Source organism: Micromonospora sp. NPDC004704 (assembly GCF_053601675.1).
Map to the genome: position 1 here is coordinate 38,793 of NZ_JBSGCD010000006.1, position 23,370 is coordinate 62,162.

At 70.8% G+C, this 23,370-nt stretch carries 19 protein-coding genes; 10 read left to right on the plus strand and 9 right to left on the minus strand.

The window, feature by feature from the left end:
* Positions 1-7: 7 nt before the first annotated feature.
* Positions 8-2,374 (minus strand): hypothetical protein, encoded by a 2,367-nt coding sequence (locus ACWEFB_RS10110; RefSeq protein WP_452284124.1) that lies wholly within the window; start codon positions 2,372-2,374, stop codon positions 8-10.
* 110 nt (positions 2,375-2,484) lie between these two features.
* Positions 2,485-3,006, minus strand: coding sequence for a pyridoxamine 5'-phosphate oxidase family protein (locus tag ACWEFB_RS10115; RefSeq protein ID WP_452284126.1), 522 nt, complete (start codon positions 3,004-3,006; stop codon positions 2,485-2,487).
* Between the two features lie 112 nt (positions 3,007-3,118).
* Here ACWEFB_RS10115 and ACWEFB_RS10120 point away from each other — a divergent pair, with 112 nt between their 5' ends.
* The gene (locus ACWEFB_RS10120; RefSeq protein WP_452284128.1) at positions 3,119-3,763 is read left to right on the plus strand and encodes a winged helix-turn-helix transcriptional regulator; all 645 of its coding nucleotides are present in this window, start codon (positions 3,119-3,121) and stop codon (positions 3,761-3,763) included.
* Here ACWEFB_RS10120 and ACWEFB_RS10125 read toward each other — a convergent pair.
* Genes ACWEFB_RS10125 through ACWEFB_RS10135 form a run of 3 tightly spaced genes read right to left on the minus strand, consistent with a single transcriptional unit; the run spans position 3,756 to position 9,306 of the window.
* Complete coding sequence (locus ACWEFB_RS10125) at positions 3,756-5,105, minus strand: hypothetical protein (RefSeq protein ID WP_452284130.1); 1,350 nt, start codon at positions 5,103-5,105, stop codon at positions 3,756-3,758. The two genes, ACWEFB_RS10120 and ACWEFB_RS10125, sit on opposite strands and share 8 nt — an antisense overlap.
* The gene (locus ACWEFB_RS10130; protein ID WP_452284600.1) at positions 5,102-8,356 is read right to left on the minus strand and encodes a CHAT domain-containing protein; all 3,255 of its coding nucleotides are present in this window, start codon (positions 8,354-8,356) and stop codon (positions 5,102-5,104) included. Before ACWEFB_RS10130 ends, ACWEFB_RS10125 begins: the two co-directional genes overlap by 4 nt.
* A 2-nt stretch (positions 8,357-8,358) precedes the next feature.
* On the minus strand, positions 8,359-9,306 hold the full coding sequence (locus ACWEFB_RS10135) for a hypothetical protein (RefSeq protein WP_452284132.1): 948 nt from the start codon (positions 9,304-9,306) through the stop codon (positions 8,359-8,361).
* Positions 9,307-9,502: 196 nt separating this feature from the next.
* On the opposite strand from ACWEFB_RS10135, the gene ACWEFB_RS10140 reads away from it, so the two are divergent.
* The 6 genes from ACWEFB_RS10140 (at position 9,503) to ACWEFB_RS10165 (ending at position 16,963) form a co-directional block, all read left to right on the plus strand.
* Complete coding sequence (locus tag ACWEFB_RS10140; protein ID WP_452284602.1) at positions 9,503-10,078, plus strand: Pycsar system effector family protein; 576 nt, start codon at positions 9,503-9,505, stop codon at positions 10,076-10,078.
* A gap of 189 nt (positions 10,079-10,267) precedes the next feature.
* Entirely contained in the window at positions 10,268-12,814 is a 2,547-nt protein-coding gene (locus ACWEFB_RS10145; RefSeq protein WP_452284134.1) for a hypothetical protein, read from the plus strand.
* Between the two features lie 2 nt (positions 12,815-12,816).
* Positions 12,817-14,037 (plus strand): hypothetical protein, encoded by a 1,221-nt coding sequence (locus ACWEFB_RS10150; RefSeq protein WP_452284136.1) that lies wholly within the window; start codon positions 12,817-12,819, stop codon positions 14,035-14,037.
* A gap of 11 nt (positions 14,038-14,048) precedes the next feature.
* Entirely contained in the window at positions 14,049-15,374 is a 1,326-nt protein-coding gene (locus ACWEFB_RS10155; RefSeq protein WP_452284138.1) for a hypothetical protein, read from the plus strand.
* A 15-nt stretch (positions 15,375-15,389) separates the two neighbouring features.
* Positions 15,390-16,172, plus strand: a complete 783-nt coding sequence (locus ACWEFB_RS10160) for a vWA domain-containing protein (protein WP_326557809.1) — start codon at positions 15,390-15,392, stop codon at positions 16,170-16,172.
* A 5-nt stretch (positions 16,173-16,177) separates the two neighbouring features.
* Complete coding sequence (locus ACWEFB_RS10165; protein ID WP_452284140.1) at positions 16,178-16,963, plus strand: hypothetical protein; 786 nt, start codon at positions 16,178-16,180, stop codon at positions 16,961-16,963.
* A 53-nt stretch (positions 16,964-17,016) separates the two neighbouring features.
* On the opposite strand, the gene ACWEFB_RS10170 is transcribed toward ACWEFB_RS10165, so the two are convergent.
* From ACWEFB_RS10170 to ACWEFB_RS10180, 3 genes are all read right to left on the minus strand, one after another.
* Complete coding sequence (locus tag ACWEFB_RS10170) at positions 17,017-17,247, minus strand: hypothetical protein (protein WP_452284142.1); 231 nt, start codon at positions 17,245-17,247, stop codon at positions 17,017-17,019.
* A gap of 187 nt (positions 17,248-17,434) precedes the next feature.
* The gene (locus tag ACWEFB_RS10175; RefSeq protein ID WP_452284144.1) at positions 17,435-17,707 is read right to left on the minus strand and encodes a hypothetical protein; all 273 of its coding nucleotides are present in this window, start codon (positions 17,705-17,707) and stop codon (positions 17,435-17,437) included.
* A complete protein-coding gene (locus ACWEFB_RS10180) occupies positions 17,704-17,925 on the minus strand; it encodes a hypothetical protein (RefSeq protein ID WP_452284146.1) in 222 nt (73 codons plus the stop codon). Before ACWEFB_RS10180 ends, ACWEFB_RS10175 begins: the two co-directional genes overlap by 4 nt.
* Here ACWEFB_RS10180 and ACWEFB_RS10185 point away from each other — a divergent pair.
* A complete protein-coding gene (locus ACWEFB_RS10185) occupies positions 17,889-19,502 on the plus strand; it encodes a helix-turn-helix domain-containing protein (protein ID WP_452284148.1) in 1,614 nt (537 codons plus the stop codon). The two genes, ACWEFB_RS10180 and ACWEFB_RS10185, sit on opposite strands and share 37 nt — an antisense overlap.
* Before the next feature lie 315 nt (positions 19,503-19,817).
* Positions 19,818-20,840 carry a DUF4331 family protein gene (locus ACWEFB_RS10190; RefSeq protein WP_452284150.1) on the plus strand — a complete coding sequence of 341 codons (1,023 nt, stop codon included), beginning with the start codon at positions 19,818-19,820 and terminating at the stop codon, positions 20,838-20,840.
* Between the two features lie 20 nt (positions 20,841-20,860).
* Here ACWEFB_RS10190 and ACWEFB_RS10195 read toward each other — a convergent pair whose 3' ends face one another.
* Positions 20,861-21,895, minus strand: coding sequence for a LacI family DNA-binding transcriptional regulator (locus tag ACWEFB_RS10195; protein WP_452284152.1), 1,035 nt, complete (start codon positions 21,893-21,895; stop codon positions 20,861-20,863).
* A gap of 132 nt (positions 21,896-22,027) precedes the next feature.
* On the opposite strand from ACWEFB_RS10195, the gene ACWEFB_RS10200 reads away from it, so the two are divergent.
* Positions 22,028-23,356: a sugar ABC transporter substrate-binding protein gene (locus ACWEFB_RS10200; RefSeq protein WP_452284154.1), complete on the plus strand. Its 1,329-nt coding sequence runs from the start codon at positions 22,028-22,030 to the stop codon at positions 23,354-23,356.
* The last annotated feature ends 14 nt before the right edge of the window (positions 23,357-23,370 follow it).

The following is a 23,370-nucleotide window of genomic DNA, read 5'->3' on the forward strand; positions in this document are numbered from 1 at the left end:
GCAGCCGTCACCGCTGACGGGTCTGGGTGAGCCGGTCCTGTAGGCGGGCGTGCCGGAACTGGTAGACCGAACCCACCACCCGCAGGATCTCCCGCTGGTGGGCGTTCTCCAGGAACCGCATTCCGCGTACGGGACCGTCTCCCCGGACCCAGAGCTGCAGGAACAGCAGCCCGGTCCGCCAGGTGCTGGACACGGTGATCGTGGCGGCGACCGCGGTCGCCAACCCGAGGGTCAGTCCGGTGATGATCCCGACCCCGGCGGCGACCGGGAGCGGGTCGTGCCGGACGGTGGCCATCGCGTCGGTGAATCCGGCGGCGAAGCCGACCACGAGTCCGAAGATCGCGCCGACCGACAGGCCACGCCGCCGGTCCTGCTGCCATGCGGTGATCGGGTCGATCGGTGCGGCGACGTCCAGCGACGCCGCCGAGAACCCGTCGATGAGCCCGAACGCGAGTACGAAGGCCAGCCCGATGACCAGCCCGGTGCCGAGCCCGGTCGGCAGCCCGTACGCGAGACCGACGGGTACGCCGGTCGCCAGCCCGATCGGCACCCCGGTCGCGAGTCCGGCCGGCAGCCCGTGGGTGAGCCCGGCCCGGATGGTCCGGCCGAGCCCGGACTGCGGTGCGAGTGCCGATCCGGTCGGCCTGATCCCGATCCCGGAGGCGATTCCGGTCGCGATCCCGGCGGCGAGGGCGGCGCCGACGCTGACCGTGAGCGCGGTGACCGCGCCGAAGCTCGGGCCGACGGTCAGTACGGTGGCGATCCCGACCGCGAGCCCGGAGACCAGCCCCATGCCGAGGCTGAACCGGGAGCCCGCGGAGCCGGAGAAGCCGCCCACCGGGGACTCCCGGCGCTCGACGGCCAGCCCGATCGCGAGCCCCAGCACCAGACCGATCACGGTGGCCGGCAACGGGTCCATGGTGGAACGTTCGCCCAGTTCCTCGGTGAACCGGGCGACGACGGCGGCGGTCGTCCCGGCGGCGAGGCCGACGAACAGCACGGTGGCGAGGATCCGTACTGGCGCCGAAGCCCACCGGTGCATCCGCCACCAGGCGAGGTCACGGGTGTTGTGGCTGGTCATCTGGGCTGCCGCGTGTCCGAGCCAGCGCCTGGCCCGAACCAGGTCGTACGGACCCACCGGCTTGCCGGGGCGGGGCCGGTACGCGGCCGGCAGCACCCGGTCGAGCAGGAAGTCCTCGATCTCGGTCGAGTCGTGGAAGCGCTCCGGTGCCAGTAGTTCGTCGACCTCGGCGGCGTCGACGAAGGTGTCCCGGAGCAGGGTCACGGTCAGCGGCGAGGAGAGGGCGTGGGCGAGCGGGCTGTCCGGCTGCTCGCGGAGCCGGGCCAGCAGCCGTCGCCAGGCCGGGGGAGGGTTGTTCACCAGCCACCGGGCGAGATAGTCGGCGGTGACGGTGGCCGGCAGCGGGCGCAGTTCGAGTGCCGCCGCGTCGTGCAGGTGCCCGGTCCGTACGGCCTCGGTGAACTCGTCGCTGCGGGTCAGCAGCACCAGCCGGAAGTTCGCCTGCTCGTCGATCGACTCCAGCGCGCTGGCCCGCGACTCGGCTGCCATCTCGTCGAAACCGTCGAGGAAGAGGGCGATCAGGCCCTCGTCGACCAGCCGGGCGGCGGCGTTCGGTCCGTACTTCGGTGCGTTCAGGAAGGCGAATTCGCTGACCAGCCGGCCCACTAGCCAGTGCCGCAGGGTCTGTTGCTGCGGCTCCCAACTCTGCGGGGTGAGCAGCACCGGCACCGGCACCCGCCGGCGTACGTCCGGGTCGAGCCGGCGCCGTTGGTGCAGCGCCTCGACCAGGGTCAGGATCGCGGCCCCGGTCTTGCCGGCGCCCTGGTCGCCGAGGATCACCAGCCGGCCGGAACTCAACCCGGCGTAGATCCGGAAGAGTTGTGCCAGCCCACCTGCCTCGATCATCTCGGCGGTCACGGTTTCGACGCCCGGCAGCGGCTCGAACCGACCCAGGGACAGGCCCTCGGGGTCGGCGACCGCGTCCTCGATCCGCCCGGTGACCGGCCGGGTCGACCAGACCCAGCGGACCGGGATCGGCGCGGGCCGGTACAGCCGTCGATCGGTTGCCGCCTCCTCCCACTGCTCCCGCAGCGCCTTGGCGAGGGCGTCGGCGGCCAGGGCGAGCGAGTCGGCGTCGTCCTGCCCGTGCAGCCGCCGGTGCCGCCACAGCACCGCCACCAGCCCGCTGATCAGGGGGGTGACGATCGCCGTGACAACGGAGATGACAATCCCGGTCGCCTCCCTGTTGCCCGCGGCGAGGGTGAAGGCGAGCACCGCCCCGCCGATCAGCAGGAGCCCGAGCGTGGCCAGACCGACCACTGGCCACAGTCGTAGGCGTTCGGCCGGCGGCATGTCTCGAAGTGTGACAGCCGGGCGTCACCGCCCACTACCCGAAAACGGTCGGCGGCGCCCACCGGCCGGTCAGGGTGATCTGCCGGCGGTCGGGACCTCGGTTGTGCCGGCTATTCGCCGGCGAGGAGGGCTGCCCGGACGGGTTCGGGTGTCATCTCCGGGAACCGTTCCTGGAAGTCGAGGGTTCCGACCCAGGTGGGCCGCAGACCGATCCGGACCATTCGCAGGCCGGGCTTGTCGATCGCCTCCAGGTAGGCGTTGCCCGCCTCGTCGCCCATCCCGGTGCGCTGCATGGTGGCGTACTCGGGGAGGACGCCCTCGACCTCGGTCAGGGTGACCTTCCCGCGCAGGGTGAGCACCTGCGGAAGACCGTCGGCGGTGTCGATGCAGATCGCGACGTCCGGTCGGACCCGCAGGTCCCGGATCTTGTACGTGCCGGCGAACGCGCCGACGACCACCTCTTCGCCGGTCCACAGGTAGTTCACCGGAATCAACCGGGGTGTCCCGTCCCTGCTGGTGTAGGCCAGACGGGCCACTGCGGTCATGGTGAGCAGGCGTTGCGCCAGCGGGGTGTCCAGCAGTCTCACGTCACCCTGCGGCAGGCTCGCGGCTCGCGTGTTGGGGAGGCTCATGGGAGTCAAGCTAGAGGAATAACTCCTGTAGAACAAGCACAACTCCTAGATTAGGATCTGAGGTAGCCTGAGGGCCATGGGCGGCATGCGTAGCTATGGGGATCCGTGTGGTGTGGCGCGTGGACTCGATGTCCTCGGTGAGCGGTGGGCGGTGCTGGTGGTGCGGGACCTCCTGCTCGGTCCCAAGCGCTTCAACGACCTGCTCGGCGGCCTGCGCGGCGTGAGCCCGAACGTGCTCAGCCAACGGCTCCGGGAGCTGACCGAGGACGGCGTCGTCCAGCGGCGGGACCTGGGTCCGCCGACCCGCGTCCGCCTCTACGAGCTGACCGAATGGGGCCGCGCCCTGGAGCCCCTCCTGCTGCAGCTCGGACGCTGGGGAAGCCAGGCCCCACCGCTGCCCGAAGGCGCACTCGGCATCGACTCCCTGCTGCTCAGCATCAGGGCGGCCTTCGACCCGGCTCGGGCGGCGGACCTCGGCGGCGTCTACGAGTTCCGCGTCGACGCCGACACGTACGTCGCCGAGGTCGCCGACGACTCGGTTCGGATCCGTCGCGAAACGGCACCCGGGCCGCCCGACGCGACGCTCACCACCGATATCGACACGCTCCGGGCCGTCTGCGACCACCGGATCACCCTGGCGGCGGCACTGGATTCCGGCGCGCTGCGGCTGAGCGGTGACATGCATGCCCAGCGGCGCCTCACCGATCTGCTGATGGCCCCGTTCGCGCCCCCACCCGAGCCGACCGCCATCACGTAGTCGCGTCGGCCACCGCGATCCAGGCGTCGGCCCGGAACCCCTTGCTCGGGATCTCCACCGTCACCGGACGGAACCGATCGGCGCGCAGGTCACGGGGCTCGTGCCGAACGATCTCGTCGTAGACGATCGCGGAGACGGCCACCACCAGGTCCGCCCCGGTCGCCTCCCGCAGCGCCGTACGGAGTGGAGTGCTGTCCAGCAGCCGGCTCACGTGGATGACGGCGTCGCCCGCGTAGCCGTTGTGCGCGGGGTAGACCAGGCCGGTGTGGATCGCCAACCGAAGCCGCAGCCGGGCGTCGTCGCGCAGGTCCCGGTTCAGGTGCCGCAGCGCCACCGCCAGTTCGCGCAGGAGGTCGGCGACCGCCCGTGGCTCGTCGAGCCCGAGCGGAAGCAGGACCAGTTGCCCGTCGCCCTGTTCCTGCCACTGCCAGAGTCCCCGGTCGAGGCCGGCGTACCGGGCGGCGGTGTCGAGGACCTCGACGAACCGGCGTTGCAGCGCGAGCTGGCCGGGCACGTCCCGCGAGCTGTACGCCTCCGCGTCGGCGGCCAGGCACAGCCTGGTGGTGCCCGTACCGATCGTGGACGGGCCGGTGTGGACCGGCGCGGTGGCGGCGGGCGTCGGCACCTCGTCCGGGTCGAGCAGGATGATCGGGGTGGAGAACTGTTCCGGGTGACGGGTCCTCGGCCGGCTGAGCTGCATCGATCCGAGGTAGGGCCAGCGCAGGGAGGCCAGGGCGGACAGCTCTCCGGACACCGTCGTGGCACCGGGTGGCATCCGCAGGACGGCCGCCACCACGTAACTCCCGTCCGCCAACGGGCCGCCGTCCGCGTCGCGCAACGACCAGCCGAGCGAGTCGCTGCCGTACCCGTTGACCTCGACGGCGATGGTGCCGGCGAGGACCGGCCCGCCCGGTGCCGCCGGCAGGTGCAGCGGGATCGGCACCGCGCCGAGCACGGCCGGCAGTCCGCCCGGACCGATCGGGCGCGGTGGCTCCAGGTCCAGCCCGATCGCGTCCGGCCCGGCCCGGCGGAGCCGGATCGTGACGTCCAGGAACTCCTGCCGTTGCGCCCGTGCCTCCAGCGCGAACGGCAGGACCAGCCGGACGTATCGCCACTGCCGGGCGTCGCGCAGCTCCCGGAACGCGGGCGGGAAGACCTCAAGACCGATCTCGTACGCCAGCGGCCGGCCGAACGTGATCGCGCCCTGCCGGATCGGTCGGACCGTATCCCCGCCGAGCATCTGCTCGAAGTCGCAGAGGTCCAGCCGGGCGAGCGGGTCGTCGACGGCCGGCGCGGCGACGGGTGCGGTGGTGACGCCCTCGCCCTGAACCGGCCCGGTCATGCGCTCGCTCCGAACAGGACGAACCCCAGCCACAGTTCCGGGTCGTCGGGATGGTCCTCGATCAGTTCGAGGTGGGCCCGGCGAAAAGCGGCCGGTACGGGGCGCCCACCGCCGAGCCACTCCCGGTGGAAGCCGTACATGATCTTCATGCTTGTCTCCTCTCCTACCGAACAGAGGCTGGTCAGCAGTTTGGTCGGTCCGGTCAACAGAAAGGCCCTGGTCATGCCGATGATGCCGTCGGCGGCCACGGCACCGCGTCCACCTCGGCAGCAGGAGAGCACGACGAGGTCGGCGTCGAGGCGCAGTCGCCGCAGGTCGCGCATGCGGACGATCCCGTCGTGGTCGGCCGTACCGGCCAGCGCCACGAACGGCATCCGCGCCTCGGACCCGGCGAGCTGGTCCGGTTCCGGCGGCAGCTCGACCAGTTCCGCGTCGGCGTGGGTGGCCAGGTAGAGCACGTCGGCGGGGGATCCCGGTGCGCGCAGGGCGGCCAGATTCGCCTGGTTGCCGTACCGCACGTTGGCGCCCGCGGTGTAGTGGCGGCTGATCGCACCGAACGCCCGCTCAGTCGCGGTCAGGGCCGGGAGGGTGCCGGAACCGTACGGCACCGGTGGCATCGGCTGCGGGTTGACCAGGGCCAGCAGGCGTGGCTCCCGAGCCGGACGGTGATCGAGCCGCTCCCGCAGCCCGCCCAGTACCGCGAGGCTGGGCAGCAGCTCGATCGCGTGCCGGGCGGCGAGCGGCCTTCCGTCCGGTCCGGTGAGGGCCGGGAACGGCACCCGGAGGGTGATCCCGTGCGGGACCACCGTGACCGGCTCGTCCGGATCGGCGGGGAGCAGCGTGGCCGCGACCGGTTCCCACAGCAGTGCCCCGAGGCGGGCGAGGATGTCCAGCATCTCCGGCCGGTCGGCGGGACCGAGATCGGTCTCCTCGGCCAGGCTGAGCAACCGGTTGACGTCCGTGGCGAGGGCGTCCGGGTCGATCACACGTACGGCGGTCACCGGCTCGCCGTCGCCGCGTACGGTCCAGACGGTCAGCCGGGACCCGTGCAGGAAATACTCGACCACGGTGCGTCGGTGGGCGCGGAGGATGCCGCGCAGGGTGGAGCCGTTCAGGGCCGGTGCGGTGCCGGGACTCGTCCCACCGGTGGGGTCGTCGCCGGTACGGTGCAGCAGGTCGGCGAAGGCTCGGGCCCGGCTCTCCTCGCTCGCGACCAGGGCCTCCCGGTGTGCGCCGAGATCGGTGAGCAGGTCGACCAGCCGGGCGAAGAACGGCTGCGCCCGTTCGGCCGCGAAGATCTTGTCCCAGTCCCGGTCGAGCAACGCCCGCCATCGTTCGACGTACCCGGTCAGCGGGCCGACCGCCGCGGGCGTTGCCCGTCGGACGTGCTCGGTGCTCCGGGCCACCCGTGCCCGGTGCAGCGCCGACCGCCGCTCCTCGGCGATCTCGGCGGCGGTACGCAGCACCACGACCGTTTCGGCCCGATGCTGGTGGCCGGTGCCGGCTGGGCGGCGGAGGGCCGGGGTGTCGGTGGCGTACTGATCCGGTGCCGGTTCTCCGGCCAGGAGGCGTATTCGTCGGGCGGTCGTCTCCAGGACCGTGATGCAGGCGTTGCCGGCGGAGGCGATGGTCGCCGGGTCGGTCAGCGCGGCCGTGGCAGCGGCGGCGACCAGGTCCCGGAGGGTGGCCGCGCAACCGGCGACGACCGCCACGGCATCGTCGGGAATCGACCCCGCCCTGTCGGCGGGTTGCGCCGGGTCGGTCGAGTGGCCGGAGGCCGGGGCGAGCGCGCGGAGCAGATCGGCCCGGGTGTCGAGGAGTTCGGCGGTGTCCGTGGCGAGCCGGAGCAGCAGGGTGAGTCCGGGCGGGGCGGTGGCGTACCGCTGCTGGATCTCGACGGCGGTGCCGAGCGCCTCGACCAGGGCGGGATGGTCACGCAGCGCGAACGCACCGACGATCTGGTGGTTGACCAGCAGGGCGAGGTCACCCAGTGCATGATCGGCCGCCGGGGTGCCGGGCGCATCGGTGAGCACCGCCCGGTACCGCGCGACAGCCGCCGCTGCGAGCGGAGCCGCCTGCGCCGGCCGTCGGGTGCTGTACAGGTCGAGTGCCAGTTGTCGAAGGGAGGCGGGATCCGTCGTGTCCGGCACCGGCGGCTGGAGCACCACCGCCCGCCAGCCCTCCCGCGCGGGCGCCAGGCCCACGGCGAGCCCGATGGTCGGCAACAGACGCAGCACCGTCGCACCGGACGGGGTGGACCAACCGGTCCGGTCCGGGTCGCTGCCGTCGAGCACCGACTCCACCGTGATCGGTCCGGTCGGGTCGTCGACCGGGAGCCACCGTCCGCTGAGCGTTGGTCGGGCCAGCCAACGGCGGTACCGCTCGACGTCGTGTCCGCGTACCGGGCCGGTGAACGTGATTTGCCGCTGTTCGTTCCGGTCGGTGACGATCCGGAGTTCGCCGGAGAGGACCAGTTGGTCGGGGTCGAACCGGAGGGTGAGTTCGGCTGTCGTCGGCTCGTACCGGTGCTCGGCGTCGTACCAGGTCGGGAGCGGGGCGACGGTCCGCCGTACCCGCAGTGGGGTGGCCTTGGCGAAGGTCTCGGGGTCCAGGTCGCCCAGCGACCACCAGAGCTGGTCCCCACCGCCGCGACCCGTCGTGGCCAGGGTGAAGGTGAACCTGCCTCGACCGTCGGGCAGGGTGAACACCGCCTCGGCGGGCGATGGTGACCCTGCCTGGTCCAGCCCGACGAGTTCCAGGTCGAACACCGGCATCAGCAGGTCGAACGGCGTACGCGGTGGGTGTGCCGCCGAGGCGGTCCGGAGGACCTCGAACGGCCACGGCTCGGTGACCGGGCCGGGCGGCGGTTCGGTGCCGACGGTGTCGAGCGGCCGAAGTGTCTGCGTCAGCCAGGTCACCACCGGACCGTCCAGTGTCGATCGAACGAGGATCGCGGCCAGCTCGATCTGTTCGGGTGACCGGTCAGTACCGCGTGCGAGCAGCGCGTCGAGGGTGGTCCCGGCGTGGGCGGCGGTCACCTCGACGGTCCCGTCGTCGTGCTGCCACCAGCGGCCGGCCAGGTCGAGGTCGGCGGCCCGGATCCGGGCGGTGCCGTCGGGCCGGAGTTCGTACCGGGCCTCGGGGGCGACCGGCTCCGGCTCGGGTTCCCAGTGGGCCCGGAGCCGGTTCGCCGACCACGACCGGCGCAGGGTACGCCCGTCGGCGACCTCGGCCCCGTACGCCGCCTCCATGGTCACCCGTTCAGGTCCGGCGACTGCCAGGCGCGCTCGAACGCCTCGTACGGGTCCTCCGGTTCATCCGCGACCAGGGTCCCCTGCACCTCCGCCCGGTAGTCGACCACCCGGTCGTCGCGCAGTCCGCTCGCCCGTACCTCGCCGGTGACGAGGGTCCCGGTGAAGTGCAGCGCCATCATGGCCCGGCGGGCCGACACCGGTAGCGGCGGCGGCACCCAGTCGAGGTGAAGGCCGGACGGCACCGGGGTCGGCGCGGTCCAACTGACGGTGGATACGCCCGCGTGCGGGGCGGACAGTTCGGCCCGGAGCCGCCCACCGGTCAGGTCCAGCGTGTACCGGCCGATGTCCTCGTGACCGCTGTCGGCGGTGGCGGCGAGCCAACTGATGTCGCCGATCACGCCGATGTCCTCGCCGAACAGCGTCACCTCGAGCAGTTCCGAACTCGTGGGCGGGAGCAGGGCCAGCTCCGCGACGACGGAACGGAACGCGACCCCGTCGGTGACCCCGGTCAGCTCCACCCGGTAGACGGCCGGTAGGGGGATCCCGCCGACCCGTCCGAAACCCGTACCGGCGCCGGGTTCCTCGGTACGCAGGAGCTGGGTGAGGGTGACCCGCTCGTCGTGCACCGGGGTCTGGATGTGGTACTCGGCGGTCAGCCGCATTGCCCCGTCGGCCGGTGCGATCCCACCGGCCATCGAGGCTCGGGCGGAGCCGTCGGGGCTGTTCCGGGCGGCGACGAAGCGTACGCCGGGACCCTCCGGCCGGTGCATGCCCGGCAGCGGGAAGAGGTCGTCCCGGGCGAGTCCCGGACGCGGTACGACGAGCAGGCGCCCGTCCGGGTGCAGCCACCACCCTGTCCCCTGCAACATCCGGTACAGACCCGGCCTCGCCCGTGCGGTGCCGTGGGTGTCCACCCGAGCGGGGCCATCCGGGACCAGCCGTCTCATCACGCCACCTCCGCCGAACGGGCCGTCACGTCGCATCGGGAAAGCCGTCCCGCATGGGAATCCGCGCGTTCGGCGTAGCCGTGCCGTCAGGGATGCGGTCGGGAAACCCCTGCCGTCAGGAAAGCAGAAGCCCGCTCGCGCGATCCGCTCAGTTGAGGGAATCCCGACCCGTCGTCGGTGCGATGCTCGGACGGTGATGGGACGACGGGCGAGACAGCAGGTACGTCGTCGCCGGGCAGCCTCGGGCGTCCGGGCGGAGCCGGGACCGGGACCGGGGGAGAACTTTGCCTGGCAGGTGCATGCGGCGCAGGAGTCCTGGACGGCCCAGCTCGACGTGAAAGCCTCGATCCTGCTCGCCTTCGAGGGCGGCACGATCGTCGTGTCGGTGCCGACCCAGGGTTGGCTCTCCGCGGCGGCCACCGACGGCTGGCCACGCTACCTCGGCCTCGCCGGGATCGTCACGCTGGTGGTGGCGATGGTCCTGACCGCGGTCACGATCGCGCCCCGGTTGGGCTCACCCCGCCGGCACCGGATCGAGTACCGCGACAACCTCGTCTACTTCGGACACCTTCGGCTCTGGTCGCCGCCGGCCCTCGGGCGCCGGTTGGACCGGCTGACCCTCGCCGATCACAACCAGATGCTCTCCCGGCAACTGGTCGTGATGAGCCGGCTCAACTGGCGCAAACACCGATTCCTTCAGGTGTCGATCGTCGCGCTCCTGCTCGCGCTGGGTGCGCTGAGTGGTCAGGTGTTCCTCGCCTGGCAGGGCTGAGCCGTCCCTCCGGGTCGTGCTGTCGGGTGTCCGACCGACGGGATCCGCTGCCTGACCGGCGAATCCCGTCTTTTGATGCGGAGCCGTCGCCGTCCTGCCGTGAACCTGTAGTCAGCGCCGGTCGACCGGGCCGCATACCCGGTCGACCGTCGCGTGACCGGCTGCGGGAGTGTGAGAGGCGGTTCAGCGATGGCGTCCAACGTCGAGGCAAAGATCATCGCAACCATAGAGAGTCGGGCCCGGCACCGTCCGGGCATCGAGCGGATCCGCTCCGCGTACGAGGTGATGGTCGGCCGGCTCACGTCGCTGCAACTGCTGGCCAACGAGGTACTGGGCGAGGTGCACCGCCATCCGGGGCGCCCGGAGTACGCGGACCTGGCCGGGGACCTGGGCGCCCTGCTGTTCGGGCCGGGTTCGCTGGAGGCACTGGTGCCGTCGGCGGTCGAGTTCGGTGGGCAACTGGGCGTGGTGCACGCGCGGGTGCACCGGGAGACGGTCAACATCGGCGTGCTCGGACGTACGCGGGCGGGCAAGAGCACCATCCTGCGGGGGATCACCGGGCAGGGGCGCAACGTCATCCCGTCCAGTACGGACTTCCCGACGACCGCCGCGCGTACCCGGATCCACCACTCGACGGACCGGCAGGAGGCGGTCATCTCGTTGCGTACCTGGGAGGCGTTCCGGGACGAGTACCTGCGGCCGTTGCACGAGGGGGCGAAGCTGGGCCCGGTGCCGGGTACGCCGGAGGAGTTCGTCGCCCGGTCGTACCCGGAGGCGGTCAACACCGACGCGGGCCCGGACCGACAGACGGACGCCGAGGGCAAGGTACGGGCGCAACCGTTCCTCGACAAGATCAACGAGGCGCAGCGGAGCTTCGGTGACTACCGGGGCATGCTGCTCGGCGAGCGCCGGACGATGACCGTGCCCCTGGCGGAGCTGCGGCCGTTCGTCGCGTATCCGGAAGGCGGGCGGGGGGACAAGCGCCTCTACCACGCGGTGCGCGACGTGCACATCTACTGCCCGTTCCGCCAGGTCGACCGGGCCCGGGTGGCACTGGTGGACCTGCCCGGCGCGAACGAGGCGGGCCTCGACATCGACCGGCACTTCCTCAGCGACCTGAACAACGACGTCGACCTGCTGATGTGCGTCAAGAAGCCGAACTCGGACAACGTGCACCACGGCAACGACGACTTCCAGATCCTGCAACTCGGCCAGGACGCCGGCCACGACGTCCGGCTCGCCGACTTCCTGGTCATGGTCGTGAACCGGGACAAGGCCCTGGCCGAGTCGTCCTTCCGCAACGCCTTCGCCGAGGTGGAGAAGGTGACCCGGCGCCAGGGCATCACGACGTTGGAGTGCAACGCCGCCGACGAGGCGAGCGTCCAGGACCGGGTGCTGCTTCCGGTGCTCGGTCACCTCGCCGACCGGCTCGCCGGTATGGACGCGATGGTCATCGCCGCCATGCGCCGCCGGTTGGACGAGATCATCGGTGAGACCCGTACCGTCGTCGGCCGGCTCGACCACCAGGTCAAGCGGTGGCGGCAGACCCTGCCGGACGAGGACGACCAGGTCCGCGCCCTCTCCTACGAGCTGCGCAACACCCTCGGCCAGGCGTTGTTCGAGTTGCAGGGCGCGTACGCCGACGCCGTCCGCCAGGAAACCCCGATCGAGCAGATCGAGCTGGCCATCGACACCGCCGAGGAGCAGGTACGCAAGTGGACCGAGGAGGGATTCGGCCGGGGGCAGCACACCGAGTGGGAGAGCCGGGCCATCGCCGGCCTGACGGTCGAACCGTTCCGCGAGTACGAGCGGCAGTTCAACCGTGCCCGGCAGGAGATCACCCGGCAGTTCCAGTTCGTCGACGCTTCCCTGCACGCCGCCGTCGAGAAGCTCTGGGCGGACGTTGCGGTGGTCCTGCGTACGCAACTGAGCAGCGAACTTGTGCCCGAGGGCAGCGACGCGCTGCCCCGCCTGCTCGCCTCGATCGACCACCTGAAGGTGCCGGCGTTCAAGCAGGCCGCCGAGCGCCTGGCGAGCCTGCAACGCGACTACGGCAGCCTCTTCCTGCGGGTGGCGACCCCGATCATCATCAAGGTCGACCTGGGCAGGTGGAAGGGGCGCCTGGTCGGTGCCGGCCCCGACGACCCGGAACCGGCGCCGCGCACGGACGGCCGAGCCGACCGGTCCGACGGTCGATCGACCCGGGCGGAACGCACGTCGTCGCGTGAGGAACGCGCGCCCGACAACGACGACGAGTGGTGGCTGAGCTACGACAAGCCCGCCGGGGGCGTACGGGAACAGCCGCCACGAGAGGCCGCGCAACCGCCACCGGCGGCGGAGCGGTCGGCCCCGGCCGGCAACGGCTCCTACGCCCCCGGCCCGTGGTCCGGTCGGCCGGCGCAGGAGGTGCACAACCTGGAGTCGATGTTGCGCGAGGTGATCGAGGAGACGGTCGCGGAGCTCGTGAAGGACCTGCGGCGCGAGTCGCTGTCGATCGCCCAGGTGCTGGCCGCGACCCTCTGGGTGTTCGCCGACGGTGCCGGTCGCACACCCGACGGCGAGTTCGAGTACCAGCGGATCTGCAAGCCGTACCGGACCAAGATCTGGCCTGGCGTGTTCGACGGGACGGTGGCGTTGATGGCGGACGGGATCGTGGCGCTCGACGACGGTGGCCGGGGCCTGGTCGACTCGGTGACCGCGCTCGACCAGGCGCTCGTGAGCAGTGCGGCCGGCTAGCGATGTCCGACGACACCTCCTGGCCGTCCCTGCGGGACTACCTGACGGCCATGCAGCGCCCGGCCGGCTCGCTGCTGGGCGAGAAGCCCGGCAGGTTCGTGCCGCTGCGCGAGGCGGACGACACGATCATGCCGGTCCAGGGGCAGTCGGCGTACGTCTTCTACGGTGACCTCGACGGCACACCGACCGTGCTGCGCTGCTTCAAACGGCCGCCGGACGAGTTCCTCCGGGAGCGTTACCTGCGGCTGGCCCGGTACACGGCGGAGGTCGGGTGCCCGTACTTCGCCGACTTCGAGTGGTGGGACGGCGGACTCTACGCCGGTGGCCGGCACACCCCAGTGCTGTTGATGGAGGACGTCGGCGGCCGGTCCATCCGCCAGCACCTTGCCACGGTTCGTGGCGACGAGGAGAAGCTGGACAAGCTGGCGGACCAGTGGTCCGGGCTGACCACCGACCTCACCACCAGTGGGCTGGCCCACGGCGACCTCCAGCAGGACAACATCTGGATCGCTCCGGACGACCGGCTGCGCCTGATCGACCTCGACGCGGTGTGGGCCCCGCCCCTGGCCGACCTGCCACCCCGGGAGGTCGGCCACCCCAACTTCCAGCACCCGAAGCGGATCGCCGACGGTTACTGGGGCTCCGACGTGGACCGGTTCTCCGCCCTGGTGGTCCTCATCTCGATCAGGGCACTTGCCCGGGATCCGGGTCTGTGGGACGAGTACCACCTCGACGAAAACCTGATCTTCACCGAGGAGGACTTCACCCGGAGCATGGCGTCGCCGATCTGGTTCCGGCTCGCCTCCAACAGCGATCCACGCGTACGCGACCTGACGGCACAGTTGGCCGAACTCTGCGCCGCCGGGTTGGCCGGCTCGGCGTCGCCGTACCAGGTGACCCGGCCGGCGCGGAGCACCGCTTCGGTCCCCCTGGTTGTCGCCCAACCGGTGCCGGCCGAGCCCGAGCCGGTTCCCGCCGACCGGACGTCGCCGTGGGCGGAGCCGGTCGTACTCAAGCCGCCGAAGGTCAAGGTCCCGAAGGTCAAACCACCGAAGGTCAGGGTGCCGAAGACCGAGCCGGTTCGAGTCCCGACACCGAGGACGACGCCAGGCCGGTCCGGTTCGACCGCACGCGTACGCCGCAAGCGCGGCTGGGTCGGGCCGCTGTTCCTGCTGGCGCTGGTCGTCGGCGTGATCACGGTTATCGAATCTTTGATCGGTTGATGGGGATGAGGATGAGCGACGCAGAGCTCTCGAAGCAGCGCCCCCGGCAGACTCTGTCGGTTCCGCTGCCGTACGCCGTCGGGGCCGTGCTGCTCGCGGTCGCGCTCGTGCTCGCGGTGTCGGCACTGGGCACCCGGCCGGCCGAACGACCGACGGTCATGGTCGTGGAAGCGGGCTGGCCCGTTGCGGACCAGGTGGCAGAGCGGCGACAGGAGGCTGCGCGACTGGGCGCGGACACCCTGGTCATCGTGGTCCACCTCGAACCGGCCGGTCGAGCCGCGGTCGCCGTCCCGGTACACAAGGACGACACCCTCGACGGCCTGGCGAAGAGGTGGGGAATCGACCCCAGGACGCTGGCGGCCGACAATCCGCGGCGCTTCGACAAGGGGAAACTGGTCAACCCGGCCGCGCCCATCTCGGTCCGGCTCACCAACCCCTACCAGGTCCCCGAGGGTCAACAGTTGTTCCGGTCGTGGGCGGTGGGCGGGCCGGCAGGGGAAACCGGTCCGGCCGCCGTCTCGGTCTTCACCACGGCCGGTGCACAGCCGATAGTGGACGCGCTGTCGTCGACCGTGGTGGTGCTCGATTCGACCGGGCAGGTGTGGGCCGGCCCGCCCGACCCTGCCCCCACCGGGGCGGCGTGGCGGTGGGTCCTGGTGGTGTTCCTGCTCATCCTGGCCGCCCTCTGCCTGGTGGTCGGACGGTTCCCGGCGGTGGGCCAGGTCGACGCGGCTCTGGCGCGGTTGACCCGGATGTGGCCGGACCGGTCCGTTCGGGGCCGGGAATCGTCCACCGGCGGGCCGTCCCCGGCGGCGCACCCCAACCCCGGTGGGCCGCCGGGTCCCGTCCGGACACCCCCGCGCGAGGACACCACCCCGCCCACCACCATGCCGCCCGCTGGTCCGCCGATGCCCGCGGCCGGTGCGGTGCCCAGGAGTGACATGCGGTCCTCGGCGGGAAAACCACCGGCCGTCGCGAGTCAGGGAAAACCACCGGTCGTCGCGAGCCAACCGGGGAACCTGCGCACGCACGCGGGATACGACGAGCCGGAGCAGCCACGACGGCCGGCTCCGGCTCCGGCCAATGCTCCGGCTCCGGTCGCGGCTCCGGCTACCGGCACGGCTGCCGGGTTCGACTTCACCCCCTGGATCGACCGGCAACGAGGGCCGGAATCAGCCGCCCAGTGCCCCAGGTGCTTCAGCTTCGGTCTGTTCCGCCGAGAGAGCGAATACCGATGCGACCGGTGCGGCGAGGCGGGCAGGGTCGCATCGGGGGTCTGGCCCGGCGTGGTGCTGGGCGGCGCCGGGACGTACGGCGGCAGCAAGCCCAGTCACTGAAAAGGAGGTACGGAAATGCAGGTGAATCGCAAGACCCCCGGTTGCTTCGTGTTCCTGCTCGACCAGTCGGCGTCGATGAGCCAGCCGATGTTGGGCGCCGAGAAGAAGACCAAGGCCCAGGCGTTGGCGGACATCGTCAACGAGCTTCTCCAGTCGATCGTCATGCGCAGCGTCAAGTCCCGCAACGAGCCGCCCCGGCACTACTTCGACATCGGTCTGATCGGATACGGCACCGGCGCACGCCCGCTCTTCTCCGGTGCACTGGCCGGCCGCCTGCTGGCTTCCGTCGCCGAGGTCGCCGCCGGAAAGATCCGGGTCGACCGCGACGCGGACGGTCACGTCCAGCCGATCTGGTTCGACCCGGTGGCCTCGGGGGTGACCCACATGTGCGCGGCCCTCGACCTCGCGGGCAAGATCGTGGAGGGGTGGACGAACAGCCATCCGGAGTCCGGCCCACCGATCATCGTGAACATCACCGACGGTTACGCGACCGACGGCGACCCGGTCCCGGTGTCGCGCCGGATCACCTCCGGCGGCACCAACCACGGCTCGACCCTGTTGTTCAACATCGCGCTCTCGTCCAGCGAGGCGACCACGGTGGCCTACCCGTCGACCGACCGTGCCCTGACCGACGAGCGGGCCAAGGCCCTGTTCCAGATGTCCTCCCCGCTACCGCCGCTGATGCGCCAGTACGCGGCCGAACTCGGCGCCGACGTACAGGACAACGCCCGAGGGTTCGTCTACAACGCCGACCTGGAAGCGATGATCCAGGCGATCGACGTCGGCACCAGGACCTGAGACCGATGACCACGGTCGGTCGGACGGACGGCTTGAGGTTCGTCGCACACGCCTACTCGTTCCCCAAGGACGAGGACCATCCCACCGAGTGGGAGGACGGTGCCGGCCACTATCTGGGGCGCGGGCGCGGCTGGTTCGCGGTGGCCGACGGCGCCAGCAGCGGATTCCACGTCAAGGAATGGGCGAAGCGGCTGGTCACCGGGTTCGTGACCCGACGGCTGGATTCCTCGGTCGCGTTGCAGGACCTCATAGACGAGGAGGGTGAGCGCTGGTCGGACACGCGGGACGCTCCGACCCGTGAGCAGGTCGAGCAGCAGTGGTGGCAGGAGGCCGCACCGCTGCGACAGGACACCGCCGCGGCGTTCGTCGGCGCGTACGTCAAGGCGACCGGTCCGCGTACCGGGATCTTCCGGGCATTTGCGGTCGGGGACTGCTGCCTGATGCACGTCAGGGAGTCGACGCTGCTGATGTCGTTCCCGTTGTCCAGCCCGGAGGCCTTCGCCCAGAATCCGGCGTTGGTCTACAGCCGGCCGGAGAAGATGCCGGCGGGCGTCGAGGGCATCCAGCTCTCGTCGGGTCAGCTCCGTCCGGGGGACATGCTGATCCTGGCCAGTGATCGGCTCAGCCAGTGCCTGCTGTGGCATTCCGCGAGGTCCGACGGGGCGGTGTGGGAGGCGCTGCGGGCGGTCGACCGGCAGTCCTTCGAGAGCCTGGTACGCGCCCTGCGTACCCACGGCAGCCTGGAGGTCGACGACGTCACCCTGCTCCGGATCGCCGTGCTCGCGGAGTAGAGCGGGGGCGGTGACCGACGGCAATCGGTCGCCGCCCCGCCAAATGGGCCGCTTCAAACGAGGTAGATATCGACGATGGATCCGTCACTCCGTACCACCCGAAGTTGATCGTCCGGGGCGATCGTGTGCAGCACGGCGGCGACCCGCAACGCCCGGTTCACGGCATCGGTCTGGGTGACTCGCCACCCGGAGGTCAGCGCATCGCGTGCGTCCAAGGCAGCGGGGGTCAGGTTGCAGGTCATCTTCGTCAGTCGCGACATCCCGTCACCGGGCTCGGCGGTCATGGGGCCGATCCCTGTGCCGCCGGCTCATCCAGCACCGACACCGCCCAGGCCAACTGGGGGCACCCAGCCGGGGTGCACTGTCGGCACGTTCCGGGCTGCCAACTGTTGCCACCAGGCTGGTGCTGCCGTCGCGTCATGTCAGCCGACATCCAGATCGCTGCCCGCGTCAATGGCTCATCCATCCGGCTCATCCCGCCGCCACCTCCCGCACGATCGCACTGGCGCGGACGTAGTTTCCGAAGCACGGCAGATGCCCCTGCCGCATCGGGTCCGTGCAGGTGGACCAGTGGGCGGACACCCACACCTCCGGCTCGCCCTCGCGCGTACGGGGGTCGGTCCTGTCGATGGCGACCACCTGGATCTCGGTCTCCTCCATGGCCGGGACACCGCCGGTGTACCACTCGCCCGCCCGGAGGTGTAGGAGCGTGCCCGGCGGCACGCTGGGCAGGATCACCTTCATGCCTGGGCCTCCCGCTCGGCCGCGAGCATCTGCGGGTCGGCTACCAGCCGGCGGGCTCCCGCCAGTCGGGAGCACCTTCCTGCTTGATACGACGGGCACAGTTTGCACTCCTCGCCGCGTTCGTGCGCCTCGACGGTCGCCCGCGCGATGCCCAGCAGCGCCGGCCACAGCGACCGGGACAGTGTCGTCAGCGGATGCGGCTTCTGGGCGGGACTCATCGGGTCCGCCACCACGCGGCCTGGCGGGAGTTGAGTCGCGCTCGCCTCTCCTGCGCGCTGGTCGTCTGCATGCCGGCCACACCGGAAGACATGGTTGGTGCGTCGGCGGCGGGCCTACGGGGCGGCCGATCGCGAAATGGCCCGATCGGGTCCGGATTGTCGCCGGCAAACCACTTCCATCGCATCGCATACCTCCGGTCCACTACCGACGGGGCAGGTGCGGCGCCACCGCCAACAGGGGCGCCACACCCGCTCATCAGGCAGCCGGGCTGCCCCTCTCCCGTAGCCTTGCCGATACTCTGAGCACACGGCAGCAGGTCCGCGTCTCCACTCGTCTCCAAACACCGGGGCCTCGACTTGAGAGGGCGGGAGGCTTGGACGGTGTCGGTACCGTATTGAAGACCATGAGGGAGACCGCAGGTCTCTCCCTGGCTGCACTCGCGGCCCGATCGGTCGTCTCCAAATCTCACCTCGGGCACCTGGAGACCGGCGAGCGAATGCCCACGGCGGATATCGCCGCCGTACTCGACACGACCCTCCGGGCCGGTGGGGTACTGATGGAGCTGGCCGCACTGGAGCGGGGAGGTAGAGACGACATGCGACGCAGAGCCCTACTCGCGACCGTTGGCGCGGCCGCGAGTCTCGGTGCGATCGGTGGACCGCACGCGCTCGGGGACATGGTGCGGCACGGGCTGTTGGATGCGGCGGGCACTGAGGAGGACTGGGACGAGGTGCTCGCGACCAACACCCGGTTACTGGTGACTGATCCGTCCCCGCTGCTCGGAGCCTCGCTGCTGACGAACCTCATGGTGATCAAGCAGCAGATGCGGGAGAACCCGGCACGCGGGCTGTTCCGGTCCGCCGCCGGCCTCGGCATCATCTACGGCCTCTGGTTGGGCAACCATGACCAGCTCGGCGGTGCCGGCCACTGGTACCGGACCAGCGCCACCCTCGCGGACAGATCCGGGGACACCGACATGATGGCCTGGGTGCGCGGTCGGGCCGCGTCACGTGGGGTCTACGAGGACTGGACCGTCGATCATGCGCTGAACGTGGCCACCACCGCGTTGGCCGTCACCGCCCGGCCCACGCTCGGTGCGCTGGAGGCACACGCGGCGCAGGTCGGGGCGTACGCCCTGACCGGAGATGCGCGGCTTGGCCGGGCGGCGGTTGAGGCCATGGCTGATGTGGCCGAGCAACTACCCGCGCCGTCGGCCGGGCCGGGGCCGGTGGAGCGGACCGTGTTCCTGTCCGCGTTCCTGGAGGCCCGTGTCGGCACCCCGGACTCGGCTGAGGCTGCGTACGAGCGGGCGGAGTCGGCTCTTGCGGGGCTTCCCACCTGGCTGCTCGAAAGCCGGGTGTACCGAGCGCGGGCGATGGTCGCTGACGGCGATATAGCCGGCGGGTTGGCGTACGCATTGCAGGCGGTCGATGGATTGCGGCACGATGTGAGGGTGATCTCGGTTGCCGTCCGAGACGTGTGCCAAGCGGTACCGGCCTCGTATCGGGGTGATTATCTGCACGAGCTGCACCGGCATGCCAGCCCCATCCCCGGCCCCTGGGAGCGACTCCGATGATCAAGCCACGTAGGTTCATCGCCCATACGCGTGCCGTGTGTCGCGCCTCCGCCGGCATCCTGGCCAGGGCGGGCCACCGGGGCACGATCCGCAACCACGGCAGTTGATGCAGACTTCGCAGGTCGGCCGATCGTGCGGTCGGCATGTCGTCTGCGACTCGCCGTGATCCGCCGAGTGACGTCGGGTTCATGGGTGCCCCATCAACTCGCCTTTGATGTAGGCGATAGTTGACGAAATACCCGAATCATCCGTTTGGTCATAGTCGTTGGGATAGCTTCGGCATTGTCTTATCTCGGCAGCACTTCGGGAGCCACGATGTCGCATCACCTTGACACCCCGCACGCCGCCCAGACGGGCCAGCTCTACCTTGACGACCTGTTCGTTTTTCCCGGCGAACGCGGCACCGTGCTGGTGCTGGACGCGAACAGCTCGGTCACGAACGTGGACCTCCAGCCGGGCTTCCACCACGAGGGCCGGTACGAGTTCAAGATTCACGTCAACGGCTCGGTGATGGAGGAGTTGACCTACCGGGTCGCCTTCGGCGAGTTCGACGGTCAGGGGCAGGACCTCACCGTGTCCGTCCTCACGGGTGCGGATTCTCGTGAGGACGGGGCGACGGGTGCGGTGCTTGCTCAGGGCCGTACCGGTGAAGAGGTGACCGGGCAGGGCCTGCGGGCGTGGGCCGGGAGGATCACCGACCCCTTCTACGTCGACCTGGACCTGCTCGCCACCGTCAACGGCGCGGTGGCGAAGGGTGCGAAGCTGGACCGGTCGGCCTGGAAACCGGAGCAGGCGAAGAACACCTTCGCCGGCACCACCGTCGACTCGATCGTGCTGGAGTTGGTCGACGACGAGTTCTTCTCCGACGGCGCGACCATCGGTGTGTGGGCCGCGTCCAAGCTCGCCACCGACGCCGGCGGCTGGCGTCAGATCAACCGCGCGGGCCACCCGATGATGTGGCCGATCTTCTGGCCCACCGACACCGACTTCTCCAACCCGGCCAACACCCGTCACCCGTGCGAAGACCTGGCGCAGGACGGAGCTGCGATCGCCGGCGCGGTCGCCGGTGCCGTCGCCGCGACCGGTACCTCCCAGGACCCGGAGGCGTACGGCTGGAGCGTGGCGCGCCGGGTCTATCCGGATGTGCTGTCCTACGAGGTGGGCACCCCGGCGAACTTCGGCTTTGCGAAGATCAACGGTCGGACGCTGGCCGACAACGCCCCCGAGGTGATGATGTCGCTGGTGGTCAACACGGCAATCAACTCCGGCCTCACCCCGGACACCACCAAGGACGCCCGCACCGACGCCTTCCCGTACGTGGTCCCTGTCGCGCGGTGAGGGAGGGGGCGCCGGACCCGTCAGACACCGACCGGACGGTCCGGTGCCGGTCCGGTCGACTCGCGTACGGTCAGGGTTGCCGGCAGGATGACGGTCCGCCGGTCCGGTTCGGCGGTGGGTTCGTCCAGTCGGGCCAGCAGCATCGCGACCGCCACCTCACCTGCCTGCTCGATCGGCCCGGTCAGGGTGGTCAGCGGCGGGTGGCAGAAGTCGGCGCCGAAGATGTCGTCGCAGCCGACCACGCTGAGGTCGTCGGGGACCCGTACACCCCGTTCCCGGAGCCGGGGCAGCATGCCGATGGCGAACAGGTCGTTGAAGCAGACGCAGGCGGTCGCCCCGGCGGCGAGCACCGCGTCGGCGGCGGCCGATCCGGAGCTGCGCCCGCGCGGGAACGGCCCCACCTGGCGGAACCGTTGCCCGTACCGTTCACCGGCCGCGCACATCGACCGCCACCGGGCCCGGTTCGACCAGGCGGTGTCCGGGCCGGCGACGTAGACGATGTCGCGGTGTCCCAGGTTGACCAGGTGTTCGACGGCCAGGCCGATCCCGGTCGGGGTGTCGATGACCACGCTCTGCACGCCCCGGACGTTGCGGTTGACCGTTACCAGCGGGATCTCCCCGGCCAGCGTGGTCAGGGCGCCCTCGGGGAGCCGGGAGGCGGCGAGGATGGCGCCGTCGAGGGAGCGGCGCATCTTGTGCAGCATCTCCGCCTCGTGCTCGCCGGAGTCCTCGGTGTCGATCAGCAGTTGGGCGTAGCCGGCGGCCTTCAACCGCTGCTGGGTGCCCCGGATCAGTCCGAAGTAGAACGGGTTCGTCACGTCTGAGATCAGCACCGCGATGGTCCCGGTCCGTCCGGAGATCAGGGCCCGCGCCTGCGAATTGGGTACGTAGTTCAGCTCGCGGGCGGCAGCCTGGATCCGGTCCCGGGTGGCGGCGTTGACCCGGCCGGGTTTGTTCAGTGCCCGGGACACGGTCGACGGTACGACGCCGGTGACCCTGGCGATGTCGGTGATGGTGACCGGGCGGGTGCGGCGACCGCCCTCGCTGCTTCCCATCTCGCCAGGCAACCACGGTTGGCAAAACGATGGCAAACGATTGCCGTCGATCACGGTCGATTGTTACGGTCCCGTGAATTCCCGCCACCGAGGTGCGCCGGTGCGCTGCCTCCCGCCGAGGAGCTGAGGTAGATGAAAGCGCGACGAACTCTGGCCGGGCTGACCGGTCTGATCGTGGTCGGGCTCGGCCTGACCGCCTGCGGCGCCGACGAGAGCGGTTCGGGCGGGGCCGGATCCAGCCTGGACGTCCTGGTCCAGGCGAACTCGATCTACCCCGAGCAGCAGCGGAAGTGGTTCTCCGACGTCTCCGCGAAGTTCGCGGCGGAGACCGGGGTGACCGTACGGTTCGAGACGTTCGCCTCCCCGAACGACGAGCTGACGAAGATTCAGACCTCGGTCCTGTCCGGCCAGGGACCGGACATCTACTCCCTCGGCACCACCTTCACCCCGACCGCGTACGCGACCGGCGCGTTCGTGGAGTTCACCGACGACGACTGGGCGAAGATCGGTGGACGGGACAAGTTCCTCCCCGCCACCCTCGGCATCTCCGGACCCGAGCCGGGCAAGGAGGTCGGCGTACCGTTCGCCAGCCGGCCGTTTGTCATGGCGTACAACAAGGAGTTGCTGGCCGCAGCCGGCATCGACAAGCCCGCCGAGAGCTGGGACGGGCTGCGCGAGCAGGCCAAACGGCTCACCACCAGTGGCCGGTACGGTCTCGCGGTCGCGTACGCCGACTCGTTCGACCCGTGGAAGTTCATCTGGGCGATGGACGTGCAGGCGGGCAACCCCCTGGTCACCGGTGGCACGCTCCGGCTGGACGACCCGACCACGCTCGCCGCGTACCGCAGCTATCTCGGTTGGCTGGCGACTGACAAGGTGGTCGACCCGGCCTCGGTCGGCTGGAAGAACGCGCAGGCCATCGCCGCTTTCGCGGGCGGTAAGGCGGCTTTCCTGCCGATGGTGTCCGCCACCTCGAAGGTGACCCTGGACGCCTCCTCGGTCGCCGGGAAGTACGCGTACGCGATCATGCCGACCGTGCCGCCCGGCGCGTCGGCGGTGGCGGCGTCGGGGCGACCGGCGACGAGCATCCTCTCCGGGGACAACCTGGTGGTGGCGAAGTACAGCAAGAACAAGGACAACGCCCTCAAGCTGATCAAGCTCCTGACCGACCCGGAGATGCAGGGCACCTACTACAGGACGTTCGGTGAGCTGCCGACCAACACCGAGGCGGCGGGCGCCCTCAGCGGTGACCCGGCGCTCGCCGCGCTGGTCGAGTCGTCGTCCAAGGCGGTCGGTACGCCGTTCAGCGGCGCCTGGAGCCAGATCCAGCTCGCACTGGTCAACGTGGTGGTCCAGTCGATCCCCACCCTGTCCGCCGGCCGGATCGACGAGGCCAAGCTGCGGTCGCTGCTCGCCGAGGCGCAGAAGACCGGGCAGGCAGCGCTGGACAAGGCCAAGTGACGCCGGCACCGCTG